This is a genomic window from Larkinella sp. VNQ87 (genome assembly GCF_049445795.1).
Taxonomy (GTDB): Bacteria; Bacteroidota; Bacteroidia; order Cytophagales; family Spirosomataceae; genus Larkinella.
Window position 1 is genome coordinate 121,861 of sequence record NZ_JBMSDT010000008.1, and the last position, 15,349, is coordinate 137,209.

14 protein-coding genes are annotated in these 15,349 nt (G+C 50.7%); 5 read left to right on the top strand and 9 right to left on the bottom strand.

Going from position 1 to position 15,349, the window contains the following annotated elements; translation table 11 throughout:
* Positions 1–111: 111 nt before the first annotated feature.
* From ACO2Q8_RS15200 to rbfA, 5 genes are all read right to left on the bottom strand, one after another.
* Positions 112–603 carry a hypothetical protein gene (locus tag ACO2Q8_RS15200; protein WP_423345685.1) on the bottom strand — a complete coding sequence of 164 codons (492 nt, stop codon included), beginning with the start codon at positions 601–603 and terminating at the stop codon, positions 112–114.
* 351 nt (positions 604–954) lie between these two features.
* On the bottom strand, positions 955–2,022 hold the full coding sequence (locus tag ACO2Q8_RS15205; RefSeq protein ID WP_423345686.1) for a 3-keto-disaccharide hydrolase: 1,068 nt from the start codon (positions 2,020–2,022) through the stop codon (positions 955–957).
* Between the two features lie 22 nt (positions 2,023–2,044).
* Positions 2,045–4,603 (bottom strand): M1 family aminopeptidase, encoded by a 2,559-nt coding sequence (locus tag ACO2Q8_RS15210; RefSeq protein WP_423345687.1) that lies wholly within the window; start codon positions 4,601–4,603, stop codon positions 2,045–2,047.
* 57 nt (positions 4,604–4,660) lie between these two features.
* Positions 4,661–5,890: an ABC transporter permease gene (locus ACO2Q8_RS15215; RefSeq protein ID WP_423345688.1), complete on the bottom strand. Its 1,230-nt coding sequence runs from the start codon at positions 5,888–5,890 to the stop codon at positions 4,661–4,663.
* 15 nt (positions 5,891–5,905) lie between these two features.
* Positions 5,906–6,283, bottom strand: coding sequence for a 30S ribosome-binding factor RbfA (gene rbfA, locus ACO2Q8_RS15220; protein ID WP_423345689.1), 378 nt, complete (start codon positions 6,281–6,283; stop codon positions 5,906–5,908).
* Between the two features lie 203 nt (positions 6,284–6,486).
* Between rbfA and ACO2Q8_RS15225 the strand changes: the two genes are divergently transcribed.
* The gene (locus ACO2Q8_RS15225) at positions 6,487–7,914 is read left to right on the top strand and encodes a hypothetical protein (RefSeq protein ID WP_423345690.1); all 1,428 of its coding nucleotides are present in this window, start codon (positions 6,487–6,489) and stop codon (positions 7,912–7,914) included.
* Here the strand turns inward: ACO2Q8_RS15225 and rpiB are convergent.
* On the bottom strand, positions 7,904–8,338 hold the full coding sequence (gene rpiB / locus ACO2Q8_RS15230; protein ID WP_423345691.1) for a ribose 5-phosphate isomerase B: 435 nt from the start codon (positions 8,336–8,338) through the stop codon (positions 7,904–7,906). The two genes, ACO2Q8_RS15225 and rpiB, sit on opposite strands and share 11 nt — an antisense overlap.
* Before the next feature lie 293 nt (positions 8,339–8,631).
* On the opposite strand from rpiB, the gene ACO2Q8_RS15235 reads away from it, so the two are divergent.
* The gene (locus ACO2Q8_RS15235; RefSeq protein WP_423345692.1) at positions 8,632–9,429 is read left to right on the top strand and encodes a TIGR00730 family Rossman fold protein; all 798 of its coding nucleotides are present in this window, start codon (positions 8,632–8,634) and stop codon (positions 9,427–9,429) included.
* A 12-nt stretch (positions 9,430–9,441) separates the two neighbouring features.
* Here the strand turns inward: ACO2Q8_RS15235 and ACO2Q8_RS15240 are convergent, their stop codons facing one another.
* On the bottom strand, positions 9,442–10,437 hold the full coding sequence (locus tag ACO2Q8_RS15240) for a ComEA family DNA-binding protein (protein ID WP_423345693.1): 996 nt from the start codon (positions 10,435–10,437) through the stop codon (positions 9,442–9,444).
* A gap of 213 nt (positions 10,438–10,650) precedes the next feature.
* Between ACO2Q8_RS15240 and ACO2Q8_RS15245 the strand changes: the two genes are divergently transcribed.
* Together ACO2Q8_RS15245 and ACO2Q8_RS15250 are read left to right on the top strand one after the other, a co-directional pair.
* Positions 10,651–11,544, top strand: a complete 894-nt coding sequence (locus tag ACO2Q8_RS15245; protein ID WP_423345694.1) for a DnaJ C-terminal domain-containing protein — start codon at positions 10,651–10,653, stop codon at positions 11,542–11,544.
* A gap of 78 nt (positions 11,545–11,622) precedes the next feature.
* Positions 11,623–11,922: a chaperone modulator CbpM gene (locus tag ACO2Q8_RS15250; protein WP_423345695.1), complete on the top strand. Its 300-nt coding sequence runs from the start codon at positions 11,623–11,625 to the stop codon at positions 11,920–11,922.
* Positions 11,923–11,931: 9 nt separating this feature from the next.
* Here ACO2Q8_RS15250 and ACO2Q8_RS15255 read toward each other — a convergent pair whose 3' ends face one another.
* Positions 11,932–12,387, bottom strand: a complete 456-nt coding sequence (locus ACO2Q8_RS15255; RefSeq protein ID WP_423345696.1) for a hypothetical protein — start codon at positions 12,385–12,387, stop codon at positions 11,932–11,934.
* Positions 12,384–13,748 carry a DUF3696 domain-containing protein gene (locus tag ACO2Q8_RS15260; RefSeq protein ID WP_423345697.1) on the bottom strand — a complete coding sequence of 455 codons (1,365 nt, stop codon included), beginning with the start codon at positions 13,746–13,748 and terminating at the stop codon, positions 12,384–12,386. Before ACO2Q8_RS15260 ends, ACO2Q8_RS15255 begins: the two co-directional genes overlap by 4 nt.
* A gap of 82 nt (positions 13,749–13,830) precedes the next feature.
* Here ACO2Q8_RS15260 and ACO2Q8_RS15265 point away from each other — a divergent pair, with 82 nt between their 5' ends.
* Entirely contained in the window at positions 13,831–15,330 is a 1,500-nt protein-coding gene (locus ACO2Q8_RS15265) for a glycine--tRNA ligase (protein WP_423345698.1), read from the top strand.
* Positions 15,331–15,349: the final 19 nt, after the last annotated feature.

Sequence of the window (15,349 nt, forward strand, 5' to 3'; positions counted from 1 at the left end):
CAGTCGTCGGAAAACAGGCGGCACAATGGCCGAATTGGACCCGCGCAAGTAACGAAATATCGTCTCCGGATCAAAATGATAACGTCTGCGAACGGGGATTGATTCCGGTTGCTACTGATTCCGAATCGCGTTCAAGTACAGTTGTTTCAGGGATTTATAAGAGGCTGTCGTACCCGAAATTATATCCAGAACTGGTCCCGGCTTGTCATTAGAAAAGAAACGAGTTCTTTTATGAAGATCAATTTCATACGGGCTATAATTCCACGAAAAAATATCGAATTCGCTGGCGACTTCATCATTCAGCCCCCATCCGGCAGCCATAGTATATTTTCCAATATCCCCTTCGATGGATTCCAACAGAGAATCATCGGTATGAAAAAAGAGATGAAACCCCGCTAAAAAACCGGAATCCGGTAAAACATACAAGCTGACGGTTTTAATTTTCAATCCATAGAGAAAAAGATTGTTTGCCGCCAGTTCTTTATTCGATAAGTACAGCAACATGTACAACCCATTTCCAGACACAGGACGCACGCTGGAATCGTTTTCAAAGTCTATCTTTTCGAGGTATGCAATGCTTTCACTCAGGCTTTTAAAGTGCATCACAAGGGCAATTTTACAAGTTAACGCGAACTATGAGATTATTGATCTGACTTGCAAGCCGTTTTAGTGCCATCGGCAAGGAATGTTTATAGAAAAACCGCCACGATCTGCCGATCAGCGTGCCATAGGTACGCCATTAACCCTAGGTTGCGTACCTACGGCACTCGTAGAACACATTGAACAACGGTTTTCTACAATCATTCGACCCCGATGGGGTCAAAAAAACGCATAGTATATGAACAGGTTAAAACTGAATGTCAATCAAGGGAAAGACACAAGGCGGTTTTTAAATGAAAAAAGAGCGACTAAAGCCGCCCTTTTACAAAAAATCAAGTTGTCAGCGACAGCACGCTACAACTCCCGAACCCAGATATTCCGGAAGCTGATCGGCTCGCTCGGGTCGCCGTGGGCCTGCAACTTGATCGGAGCCGAATCGTATTTTTTGTACTGCGGCTGGCCGATGTACACCGTTTCGCCTTTCAGTTCGAAATTATTCTGAACCACTACCCCGTTGAAGATCACCGTCACCCGGGCCGGAGACTGCACCGAGCCGTCGGCATTGAACGTCGGCGCGTTCCAGATGATGTCGTAAACCTGCCACTCACCCGGTTTTTTGTTGGGGTTGGCCAGCGGAATAGCTTGCTTATAAATGCTGCCCGCCTGTCCGTTGGAGTAGGTTTTGTTTTCGTAGGAATCCAGCACCTGCAATTCGTAACCGGCATCGCCCGGCCCGGTCGATGCCAGGAAAATCCCGCTATTGCCCCGGCTCTGGCCCGTCAGCGTGATTTTTTCCGGAATCTTCCACTCGATGTGCAGTTGATAATTCTTGAACGACCGTTTGGTTTCGATGTTGCCTACAGCTTTGTTGACCGTCAGCACGCCGTTTTTCACCGTCCACTGCGCCGGTGATTTATCCTTGACCGATACCCACTGATCCAGGTTTTTGCCATCGAACAGAATAATAGCATCAGATGGCGCATCGGCCGTCGTTTTGCCCGGCGTCACCACTTTTGGTACCGGATCCCAGACTTCGGTTTCTTCAGGTTTCATTTTTCGCTGGGCGGTTGCCGTTCCGCCCCCTTGTTTGGTAAATGTTCCGTTCAGTTCCGAACCGTTGTAATCGACAGAAAGGTACAGTTTCTCCCCCTCCACCCGGCCTTTGACCGGAAGCGTACTGCCCTGGTACTCGGTTTGAAAGGCAAATTCATTGCCGGTTACCTTTCCATTCTTAATCGGCAGATTTCCGTCGGAATTGCCAATCGTTCCGGTCAGTCCGGCTCCTTCGGTTTTGAGGTCCAGTGTCAGGGCGTAGTCATCGGCGATTTTGCCGGTCCATTTCCCATCAATCGGGCTTTGCGCCCAGGCCATTGTTAGGCTAAAAAGGAGTGTAAATAGCGAAGTAAAGAGCTTTCTCTTCATAGGGTTTTGTTGTAAGTTGGGGTTAAAAATCTTTGAATTGTTCGTACATTTCTTTCAGTTTCGGATCGCGCTCGCTCAAACGAATGTCTTTCCGCATGGATTTGACGCCCTCGATGTCCTGCAACAACCCCAGAACCTGATAAGCACCAAACCGCACGAAATACGCCGGGCTGGTCCGGGCCATCACTTCCAGCATCGGAACAGCCTGCCGTTGAAGGTCTCCACCGGATCGAATGAGGTATTTTCCGAAAACCTGCAAAAAGTTATATAAATCCTGCGACTTCATGGTGTTCATCTTGTTGGTAAACCAACTGTAGCGGCTCGTATCGGGCGAACTAGCGTAGTAGTTCGCTACCGCCGTTACAATATCGCCGTTGGGTACATTCTCGAACCGGGTCGCTATTTCGGCGGCATCGCCAGGTTTTGACAGCAAATACGAATCCAGCGCCGACGAGACCACCGCATAGGATGTATCGTTTAGAGCCTCGCGGAACAACGGGTCATTGACGTTATCGGCGTACGACGCCAACGTGTTAATGGCTTCCTGCCGCACCAGCGAACGCTCGTCGTTCCGCGCCTTACTCTGCACAATCCGCTCCACTTCGGCGAACTCATACCCATCGTACTCGGCAAAATTTCCTATGGCAACCTGACGGATTTTCCAGAACTTATCCTTCATGGCGTCCATCATCATGTGCCGCACGGTCGAGTCGAGCATGTTCGATTTGTCTTCCAGGCGCGTAATCGACTCGTATTTGTCGAGGTAATTATCGGTGTGGTAAAACTGAAAGACCAATTCCGGTTTGTTTTTTTCCTGCTCGACCGTGCCCACAATCCGGTGGTCGGCGTCGAACAGCACCAGGTCAGGCCGTTGTTCCACCGAAAACGTCAGCGTCTGTTTGGCCTTGTCGATGACCACTTCGTACGTTTTTTTCTGGCCTTTCACCCACACATCGACTTTCACCGGCAGCCGGTAAACCGGCGTCCGGGTCGAGTCCTGCTGCTGCAAAACCGTCAACTGCACCGAACCCGGTTTATATTCTTTTTCGACCTTGATGACCGCATGACCCGGTTTCAGGAACCACTGGTCGAAAAACCAGTTCAGGTCTTCGCCGGTCACTTCCTCGAAGGCTTCGCGCAGATCGCTCAATTCGGCGGTCTTAAAACGATAGCTTTTCAAATACCGGGTCAGCGATTCAAAAAAGGCTTCATCGCCCACGATCCGGCGGAGCAAATGCAGCACCCGCCCCCCTTTCGCATACGAATGGCTGTCGAACATCTGCTCGCGGTCCGTGTACCGGTAGCGAATCAGCGGTTCCTGCTTGGTTTCAGCTTCGGCGATGTACTGGTTCAGGTCGTCCAGACCGTGCATATCGGCCGAGTAAACGCCTTCCTTGTGTTCACGCCAGAGGTATTCGGCGTAGGTGGCAAAAGCTTCGTTCAGCGTCAGGTTGGCCCAGGATTCGGCCGTGACGAGGTTGCCGAACCAGTGGTGCGACAGTTCGTGCGCGATCACATCGTCGGAATTGCCATCGACCAGTTGGCGGGCGTCCATCTGAACGCCTTCGCCGTGGACGGTGGCCGTCGTGTTTTCCATCGCGCCGGTTACAAAATCCCGAACGGCGATCTGGCTGTATTTTTCCCAGACGTACGGCACGCCAAATTTTTGCTCGAAAAACTGGATCATTTCGGGTGTACGGCCAAAAATAGCCCGTGCCGACTGCTCGTATTCCGGTTCGACAAAGTAACTGACTTCCAATGGCCCCCGGTCGGAAGTGGCCGCCAGCGAATCCTTTACGTACGCAAACTCACCCACGGCAATCATCGTCAGATACGGCGCGTGCGGCAGGGTTTGTCGCCAGTAGTCGGTCCGTGTACTGTCCTGATTGACGGTCGACGAAATCAGTTTACCGTTGGAAAGCGTCCGAAAATTAGAACCGACGGTCAGGTAAATTTCCTGCGTCATTTTCTCGTTCGGCGAGTCGATGGTCGGAAACCAGCACGAATTGGCTTCGGTTTCGCCTTGTGTCCAGATCTGGCGGGGTTTGTTCGGTTCGGCCCCGTCGTGGTTGATAAAATAAAGCCCTTTGTCCTGCGAAATGGCCACGCTACCGCCCTGGGGGAGTTCGTTCGGTTTAGCGGTATAAACAATCTGAATATCAAAAGTATCGGCCCGGGTATACGTCCGGGGCAGCAGCACGTGGATTTTCTGCCGGTCATTGTAGGTATAGTTCAACGTATCGAAAACCGTTTCGCCGGTTTTCAGGGTATCGAGCAGAAAAACGCCTTTTACGTCAAACCCTTTGGCATCGACATCCAGCATATTCTGGGGATAAAAATGCGGTTTGAACCGCAGCCGGGCAATGCCATGCACCCATTGCCGCACCCAGTCGAAACTCAGGTCCAGCCGGGTATGGATCAGATCATGCGCCCTCGTTCGGCTGGGGTTATACGCCCCATTGCTGGCTACCGGACCGGTTTTCCGCTCGGTTTCCCCGACCCGCGTGGCCTGGCCCAGCGACCAGTTCCCGGCAAGAAGAAGAGAAAGAAGAAATACGCTATTTCGGATAATTTTGAGCATACCGATTATTCACTTACCTTGTTCAAAACGACACGATTCGTTTTTTAGTCCATTCGGTTACTGCACACTGTCGACGGCTTTCGAAACGGTGGCCGCTTTTTTAGCCGGGAACCAGGAAACCGTTATGGTTACCACAATCACAATGAGCGTGGTCATGAGCAGATCATTCGCCTGCAACTTGACCGGATAGGCATCAATAAGCGAGCTTTCGATCCCCATTGAGACAAACCCAAACCGCTGCTGCAACAAACACAACGCCACACCGAGTACCAGCCCGACGACTCCACCAATCAGGGCGACAATCGAGCCTTCGAACAGGAAAATCCGCCGGACCAGCGAGGGCGACGCCCCCATCGCGTACAAAATGGCTACATCGTCTTTCTTTTCAATGGCGAGCATCGACAGCGAAAAAAAGATGTTGACCGAAGCGATCAGCACCAGAAAGGCCAACGTGACGGTCACAAACAGTTTTTCAACACGGATAGCACGAAACAGATCCGGGTTCAGGTCGTCGCGGTCTTTGATCACCACGGTTTGGCCCAGTTGCTGCTGCAAACGTTTTTTCAAACGCGCGATATCGACCGCCGGTTTTACCTGCAACTCCAGCGAAGATAGTTGATTCGGCTGATAGTCAACCAATTCGCGCACAACCTCCAAAGGAGCCAGCACGTAATCGTTGAAATTATCTTCAATAAAAAACACGCCTGACACCAGGAATTCCGCCCGGTTGAAGGCATCGGCCGACAAGACCGTGTACGACTTTCGGTTTTGCGGGTACCAGAGTTCGAGCAGGGTCAGCATGTCATCGGGCGAAATCAGCAGCGCATTTCGGACCCCTTCGGCTACCAGCGCGAAGTTGACGCCATCTTCCTGCAACCGCAGGTTTCCTTCGACCAGAGCCGTGTCGAGTTGCCGACGCTGCAAATACGAGCTGTCGACGCCTTTGAGCTTCACAACGGTTTGCCCGTCGCGGTAACGTGCCAGGGCGTTGTCTTCGATCACCTGCGTCATCAGCGCCACCTCACTGCTTTGTCGGATGGTTTGCAACAAAGCGGGCGAAACCGTCAGGCGTTTCCCCTGCGCCGGGGCAATCGTCAAATCGGCTTCGAACGTCTTGAAAATGATGCGATTCAGTTCCTCCATGCCGTTAAAAACCGACAACACCACCACCAGCGCCATCGTACCCACGCCCACCCCAAGCATCGACACCAGGGAGATCAGGTTGATAAAGCTACGCTTGCGTTTCGATAAGAAGTACCGGCGGGCAATCCAGAGCGGCAGGTTCATGAGTCGGCAGAAACATCACTCCTCGTCGTCTTCTTCCGGAGCGGGTGGAATGTCTAGATTGGCAAATAGGGCGTCCATCTTGGCCGCGTATTCGGCCGTATCGTCCAGGAAAAAGGTGAGTTCCGGGATGATCCGAAGCTGGTGACGGACGCGGTCGGCCAGTTGCTGGCGGATCGACTTTCCTTTCTCCTTGATCAGTTCGAGTAACAACTCCTTGTTGGGCGTCGCCAGAAAACTCAGGTACACCCGCGCAATGCTCAGGTCGGGCGACACGCGCACGTTCGTGACGGTGATAAAGGCACCGTTGAACAGGTGTCGGCTATCGCGCTGAAAGATTTCGCTGAGGTCTTTCTGCAACAACCTTGCTACTTTCTGCTGTCGTTTCGATTCCATTTTTGAAAAACAATGAACAATTAACGATGAATAATGAACACAGAATTATACCCGCGACCTTATTTTTGATTTCAACTGTTCATTTTTAATTGTTCATTATTCATTTTAACTGTTGCAAATATCCGCCTTTTATTCGACTTCTTACACCGAAACCGTTAATTTCGTCGTTCCAATCCCGGGTTTACGGTAAACGCTCGAAACGCTTGTTAAGTTTTTTTCGGATTAACGCCACCCTCCAGATTGTCGGGTTGCTGGCCCTGCTGGTCCTGATCCGGCTGCCCTTTCTGCTATCGCCCCCGCCCCTGCTGGTGCCGGAGCTGAACTGGATGCTGGTCGGCGAACAGATGAACAACGGGAACCTGCTGTACCGCGACATCTGGGATAGCATTAGTCCGCTTTCGGCTGTCGTTTACTGGCTGATCGATCTGACGGTGGGCCGCTCACACCTGGCTTACCATGTAGCCGGAACGGCCCTGGCGGCTTTTCAGGTGTTTTACTTTAACTGGGTGATGAATGTTCGGGATATTTACCCGGATCGCAACTGGATTCCCGGGTTGCTCTACGCGCTGTTTCTGAACATGTCGTTCGATTGCAGCACCTTATCGCCGGTTTTGCTCTCCACAACCTTTTTGCTGCTGGCCTTCGGAACGCTCGTGAAACAAATGGACCGCCGGGGTGCCACGGACGAGGTGTTCGAAGTCGGTTTTTACATCAGTCTGGCGGCCTTGTTCTACCTGCCCTCGGCTTTATTCATCATCTGGGCGCTGGTTTCCCTTCTGCTCTACACGGGGGCGAGTTTCCGGCAGCATTCCCTGCTGATTTTCGGCTTTTCCTTCCCGATCCTGCTGACGGTTCTGTACTTCTACCTTGCCGACAGCCTGGACGATTTCAACCGGAATCTGCTCGCGTCGGTTTTCCGGGTTCGCCAATACGATCTGACGGACTTCCAGACCCTGCTGGCGTCGATGTTCCTGCCGTTTGCAATGGGCATTCTGGGCTTACTGAGCCTATTCCGGCAAACCACGCGGTACGTTAACTTTCAGCAACGGTGCCAGCAAATCATGATGATCTGGGGCCTGACGGCCGTGGTGTCGGTGGCGCTGATGCCTTTTCTGGCTCCCATGCTATTCATCAGCTTCGTGCCCGCGCTGGCGTTTTTTGCCGCCTACTACTTTCAGGGCATTCGCCGGGAGTTGATGGCTGAACTGATTTTTCTGGGCGTGTTTGGCTTCACCCTGTTTATCCTGTACCAGGGCGCGCTGGCGCTGATTCCGCGCTGGGAACCGGGCCGACTGAGTGCCCTACAGGTTAAACCGTCGCCCATCGACACGCGTATTCAGCAACAGAAAATTCTGGTGATCGGGGAAGACATCAGCGCTTACCGAAACAACCAGGTGGCAACGCCTTATCTGAACTGGGATCTGGCCAAGTACGACCTGCGGAACCTGGACAGTTACGAAAGCGTCATCAGTGTCTACGATCATTTCCGGAAAGACCCGCCTACCTACATCATCGACAAGGAAAACGTCGTCAAAAAACTCTTTCAACGCGCGCCCGCCCTGGCCGCTTCGTACGAGCCAACCGGCCAGAACGGCATTTACCGACGCCGGGAAGCGGCCCTCAGCAACTGATCTTGCCGACCCGCGTCTGGTGACGTCCCCCCTCAAATGCGGTGTTCAAAAACCGCCGGACACATTCCAGGGCATCCTCAGGTGAAATAAACCGTTCGGGCAGGCAGAGGATATTGGCATTGTTGTGCTGGCGGGCCAGTTCGGCGAGTTCGGGCTTCCAGCAGAGAGCCGCCCGAATGCCCTGGTGTTTGTTCGCCGTAATCGCAACGCCGTTACCACTCCCACAGACCAGAATTCCCCAGTCAAACTGCCCGGTTTCGACGGCCAGCGCAACCGGGTGGGCAAAATCCGGGTAATCGGCCGACGACTCCGAGTAGGTACCGAAGTCTTTGGTCGGATACCCCTCTTTTTCGAGCCAGGCCACAATTTCCTGTTTATACGCAAACCCGGCGTGATCGCCCCCTACGGCTATGGATGGTTTCATGAATTTTTCGTAACAAATGAAACTAAAAAGGTGATTTAACGTTATTACATTCCGGCTCCGCCCTGAATGCGTTTTATACCGGGCAATACCGTCAAATTTTCGACAAAGTAAGTGATCAAACAAACAGCATCAACGCCATTTATACCGGAAATTTTCATCCACAACCAGCGAATCGATTCACGTTTCCGCTTGTTTGTAAAAATGAGTAACGATGCCCACCATCAACGAGTCGGTTGGTTACAGGAGGACGAAAAACGCCTGCGGCCACCCGGTTCTTTAACAATGAAAGAGCTATGGATGCAGAAAAAACAGTCCAACGTTCTGAAGCTCAGAATGTTTCCCAAATCAAAAAAGATCTTCCTAAACGCGATGAACTTCTCCTTACCCCCGACGAGCAACGAATCAAAGAAGCTTTTCAGGATCGCAACTGGAACGAGATAAAAATTGCCGACTCCTGGGTTATTTTTAAAGTCATGGCCGAGTTTGTCGAAGGTTTTGATAAACTGGCTAAAATCGGGCCCTGCGTGTCGATTTTCGGCTCGGCCCGGACCAAACCCGACAACCCGTACTATCAGATGGCGGAAGAAATCGCGGCCAAGCTCGTTCAGCACGGTTACGGCGTCATCACGGGCGGTGGTCCCGGTATTATGGAAGCCGGTAACAAAGGTGCCTTCGAGCAGGGTGGGAAATCCGTCGGATTGAATATTCAACTCCCGTTCGAGCAGGAAAGCAACATTTATATTGATCCGGATAAGAACATCAATTTCGACTTTTTCTTTGTCCGCAAAGTCATGTTTGTGAAATACGCGCAGGGCTTTATCGCGCTGCCGGGCGGTTTTGGTACGCTCGATGAGTTGTTCGAATCGCTTACACTGATTCAAACCAAGAAAATTGCCCGGTTCCCGATTGTACTGGTCGGCAAATCGTTCTGGCAGGGGCTGGTCGACTGGATTGAGCAGGTGATGCTGGGCCAGGAGAACAACATCAGCCCCGGCGATATGAAACTCATTTCGCTGGTCGATACGCCCGACGAAGCCGTCAAGGCCATCGACGATTTTTACATGAAATACTTATTGAAACCGAATTTCTGATCGGTGTCTTGGTCAGAATTCCAGATACGGTTTTAGCTTTTCGATGGTTTTGGCGTCGAGAATGCGAATGGTACGCAGCGACTCGGCCGACGAATACGGCCCGTGCTGGGTACGATAATTGACAATGACCTCGGCCTGCCGTTTCGATACGTAAACGTGCCGGTCGAGTTCTTCCACAGTAGCGGTGTTCACCGCTATTTTTTTGGGCGGTGATTCGATCCGCCCAAACTTTGTCAGTTCCTCCCGGGCCAGTGAATCCAGGCCGAAAATTTCAGCGTATTGCTCCGGCGACACAAAACCGCCCAGGCCATCCCGAAACTTCACGATCCGGGCGGCCAGTTTGGAGCCAATCCCGCGCAGTTTGATCAATTCGGTGGTATCGACGGTGTTGATGTCGAACGGCTGCACCACCGATTTGCTGAAACGTTCACCAGTAAAGGCGGTTTTGCGGGTTGCCATCGGGTTCGCCGGATTCAATTCACTGGCGGAAAGCCGTTCCGAATAGTTTTTATTAGAACCATATGGCTGTCTTTCATCGACAAGCCGGATATAGGGTTCCAGTTCAGCGTAGAGGTCGGGCGAAAAATCATAGATTTTCAGCAAGTCTTCTTTTTGTCGAAACCGCCCCCCTTTCGAGCGATAGCGAATAATCCGTTCGGCCAGCCAGCGGGGAGCGCCCAGCCGTTGCCAGCCTTCGGGATCGAGGGTGTTCGGATCAAAAGCAAACCGCTCAACGGAAGGCGCTTTGATGGCGGGTTCATACCGTCCGGGCGGTTTTTCGTCCCGCTCTGCGTCCGTTGGATTCTCGGTTTCCAGCAAAGCCACCAGACTATCGAGCTGGCGTTTGTCGGCAGCGGAAGTGTCGGGAACGGCATCGGGCACCCACAGCCGGTAGGCCAGCGGTGCCAGCAGCAACAAGGCGGTGAAGGCCAGCAACGCCAGCATTCCCCGGGCTTCCTGGTGTGATACGCCAAAATAATCACGCAATACGGCGATTAGTCGCTTCATCCTTGGCTCCGAAAGAATTGGTTAATTGATTGTTACGGAGGATTTCCGGAACCTGACTTTAAGACGAACGATGTCCGAAAAAGTAACGAATCGGCTGTTCTTCTGATCGGATATTGTGTAACTTGAGCCACCGGTTTAACCACCAGCCGCGGAACAAATTCTGTTCCGACACGGCACGACGAGAAACCTCAAGCCACCTGATTGCTCCACGCTATGGCTTTTATTGATTACTATAATGTACTCGGGATCAACCGGAATGCCTCGGATGACGACATTAAGAAGGCGTATCGGAAGCTGGCCCGGCAATACCACCCGGACCTGAATCCCAACGACCAGGAAGCCAATGCTAAATTCCAGCAGATCAACGAAGCCAACGAAGTGCTGAGCGATCCCGAAAAGCGGAAAAAATACGATCAGTACGGCGAAAACTGGCGGCATGCCGAGCAGTTTGAACAAGCCCGGCAGTCGGGACAATACACCCGACAAACCGAACGGCCCGAGTCGGAAGACTTCTTTTCGAGTCAGGATTTTTCGGATTTCTACGAATCGTTTTTTGGCGAACGGCCGCGCGGTCGCCAGGTGCAATTTCGGGGGCAGGACTACACCGCCGAACTGGCCGTCAGTCTGCGGGAAGCCTACCAGACCCACCAGCATACGCTGACGGTTAATGGCAAGAATCTCCGGATCACGGTTCCGGCCGGAATTGCCAACGGGCAGGTGATCAAGCTCAAAGGGCAGGGCGGGCCGGGGGCCAACGGCGGGCCGAACGGCGACCTGTTCATTACGTTCATGATCGCCGACGACCCGGTTTTCAAGCGCCTGAACGACGATGTGTACATGACCGTCGAGCTGGATTTGTACACGGCGGTGCTGGGCGGAGACCAGACCATCGACACCCTCGGTGGCAAGGTAAAATTGAAAGTCAGCCCCGAAACCCAGACCGGCACGAAGGTCCGGCTGAAAGGGAAAGGATTCCCGGTTTACAAACAGGACGGCCAGTTTGGCGACCTTTACGTAACGTATTCGGTCAAAATCCCGACCGGATTGACCGAAAAAGAACAGGAATTATTCCGCGAACTGGCCCAATTGAGTGCGAACAGAAAGTAAGTTATAGTTAATGCTTCTTCGTTTCCAGGTAATAGGTTCACCCGTACCTTAAACGTTAAACCTCAAACGACCTTTTTTATGCTGCCGGAAGATGTGATTCGCGTCGAAGAGTATTGCCTGAAGTATACGGTGGAAGAAACCTTTGTGGCTTCGCTGGCGGAGTACGGTTTACTGGAACTGGTCATCATCGAGGAGCAGCCATTTATTCCGCTGCACCAGTTGCCGACGCTTGAGAAATTCAGCAACTTGCACTACGAGCTGAACATCAACCTTGACGGGATCGATGCGATTCACCATCTGTTGCAGCGCGTGGAAGCCATGCAGGACGAAATCAGGCGGTTGAAAAGCCAGTTGAGTGTGTACGAAAGGCGGGGGTGAAATCTGGCTTTAAAGAAGATAATTTTCGTAATCGATTTCCTCCGGCCGGGAAACCGCGATAGGCTTGACGCCCTCATGATTGGGGTGGTTATTCACATCATTCCGTAAGGCCACATCAATAATAACCGCTATTTTACGGTGGGACAAAAGAATCGTCTTTAGGTGCCAGCGATCTTCCGCGTTGCAGGTCAGTCGTCTTTCGGTCACTTTCGAAAACCGTAAGTTTTCCATCTGCTCATTTGAAATGGAAACAAGGCGTTCGTCTTTGGTCAAACGGCTGATGATGGTCAGGATACTTTGCCCCCAATTACCCCGGTTGCTACTGTGGTATTCCTTCAAAAGCTTCTGGGATAATACCAGATGACCTTTTTCAAATAACCACTCAACCAGTTTTTTATAATGAGGATCGATGGGATTCTTGAAATTTTTAGCGACGTTATTGTCAATAAAAATATCGTTTTTCATTTGACCGCGTGCATAGCAATATCCATCACATCCATTTCATAGGTTTCGAAGAAACCGTCCGGCGCTCCTTTTACGGCGCCATTTGTAGCAAATTCTATTTCATGTACAACACTTTTAATTCCATCATTTTCAAAATAATATACTTTCACATCCTCCGGTTTTAGCTCGCCGGTTACAAGTAATAAGCGAATACGGTTTAGCAAGTATTCACTGTGAGTTTCAATAATGTATTGCTTTTTAGTTCTATTAATTTGATTGACTAAATAATTACCAAATGCAGCTTGAATTTTTGGATGAAGATGAATTTCAGGCTGGGAGACTGCAAGACAGGAGCTATCTGGCAGTTGTAAATCTGCCACGATAATGGGGAGAAATTGACTAATGCCGAAGCCAACGTCTGTTACAGGTACTACTTTCCCGTTTTTATGACTTCTTATTCCAAACTCAAATCTTCCACCTTTTAACTTAGTAGTTTTAATCTCTTCTAACAATTGCATTTGGAATGTATAATTATTCAATGTTGAAAATTTTTCTGGATCAGTTTCTTCCCATTCAATAATTTGATCAATGTAGCCCTCTCCTGAGGGATTAATTTTTTCACTTTTTGCTTTTTGATAATAGGTCCTTTCCGGTGGTTGCCTAAAAGAACCTACATAGTTAAACCCATCCTTTACATGCTCAATTAATGACGTTGCCAGACCAGTAATTATATTTAAGTAGTTATCTTTATATGATCTTGATTTTACTTTAAATATATCATCAATTGAGATCACCTCTGCATTTTCAAATTTAATACTTACTTTGTTATAAGAAACTACAGCATCTTTTTCCTTAGGGCTTAAGTCAATATTTACTTTTGCTGAGTTAAAATTTAGTATTTCTGAAAAAGAGCTTAAAACATCTTCTTCATTTCTTACATATAATGATAAGTCAGAGGCAATAAGATCCATATAATACTTATTATCCTTTTCATAAATATGATACTGATAATCATCATTATTAAAATATACATTTTTTAAAGTGGGCAGACTATTATCTACATTAATTTTCCAACTTGTTAATATACTGCCAGCTCCGGTTATATTACGATAAAAAAGTGATTTAAAGTTCATATATAGCTTTAGTTCAAGAGAATCATCTCCTTGAAAAATTATCTCTTCAAAGCTCCCCATATTCACATACTTGCCATTCGGCGACAGATAAAAAGGAAATTGCTCCGTCTGCAAAACCGCCAGAATGGCATTGATGAGCGAACTCTTCCCACTGCTGTTTGCACCGGTCAGCAGGGTGATGGGGGCAAATGTTACGTCGAGCTTCTCGAAGCACTTGAAATTTTCGAGCGAAAGGGAGTTAATCAGCACGGTACCAAAGATTTGGGTGATGTAGTCAAAAGTATAAAAATTTTGTCAGGCAACCGGGCTAAATCTGTATTTTTGCGCCATTATGGAAGCAGCAAAACCGACTCAGGCACCAGCCACCTCATTGCAAGACATTATCTCCCACGCCAAAGAATACGGTTTCGTGTTCCCGTCCAGCGAAATTTACGACGGGTTGCAGGCCGTTTACGACTACGGTCAGAACGGCGTGGAACTGAAAAATAACCTCAAAACGGTCTGGTGGAAAGCCATGACCCAGGTCCACGAAAACGTGGTGGGCATCGATGCCTCCATTTTCATGCACCCGATGACCTGGAAAGCCTCGGGGCACGTCGACTCGTTCAACGACCCGATGATCGACAACAAAGACTCGAAAAAACGCTACCGCGCCGACCAACTGCTCGAACTGAAAGCCGAAGAATACGCGGCCAACGGCCAGGCCGAAAAAGCCAACGCCCTGCTGGTCGAAATGGGCCGCCTGCTGGGTGAAAACGACCTCAACGGCGTCCGCGACCTGATCATCAACGAAGGCATCGTCGACCCGATTTCGGGCACCGCCAACTGGACCGAAGTGCGGCAGTTTAACCTGATGTTTTCGACGCAAGTAGGTTCGGTGGCCGAAGACGCCAGCCTGATTTACCTCCGCCCGGAAACCGCCCAGGGGATTTTTGTCAACTTCCTGAACGTGCAGAAAACCGGCCGGATGAAGATTCCGTTCGGCATTGCGCAGATCGGGAAGGCGTTCCGGAATGAGATCGTCGCCCGGCAGTTTACGTTCCGAATGCGGGAGTTCGAGCAGATGGAAATGCAGTTTTTCGTCCGGCCCGGCACCGAAATGGCATGGTACGAAAAGTGGCGCGATACCCGGCTGAAATTTCACCAAGCTGTGGGATTACCCGCCGAAAAGCTGAAATTCCATATTCACGAGAAGCTGGCCCACTACGCGAATGCCGCCGTCGACATCGAGTATCAATTCCCGTTTGGCTTCCGCGAAATCGAGGGCATTCACTCCCGCACCGACTTCGACCTCCGCAGCCATCAGGAACTGAGCCGCAAAAAACAGCAATATTTTGACAACGACCTCGACGAAAACGGCAAACCGTACGGCAATTACATCCCGTATGTAGTCGAAACCTCCGTTGGGGCCGACCGCTTGTTCCTGGCGGTTTTCTGCAATGCGTATACCGAGGAAGTCGTCGGCGAAGGTGACAACCAGAAAACGCGCACGTACCTCAAACTGCACCCGGCCCTGGCGCCGGTGAAAGCTGCTATTTTCCCGCTCGTTCGGAAAGACGGTTTGCCCGAAAAGGCGCAGGAAATCGTGAAGCAGTTGCGGAGCGAATTCCGGGTCATTTACGAAGAACGCGACGCCATCGGCAAACGCTACACGCGCCAGGATTTGATCGGCACGCCGTTTTGTATTGCCGTCGATTACCAGACCCTGGAAGACGATACGGTCACGATCCGGCACCGCGACACCACCGAGCAGATTCGCGTTCCGATTAGTGAACTCAAAAGCCGCATCGGCCAGGAAGTTTCCATCGAACGCATCCTGGAACAGCTTTAGTACCCACGGACTTTAGTCC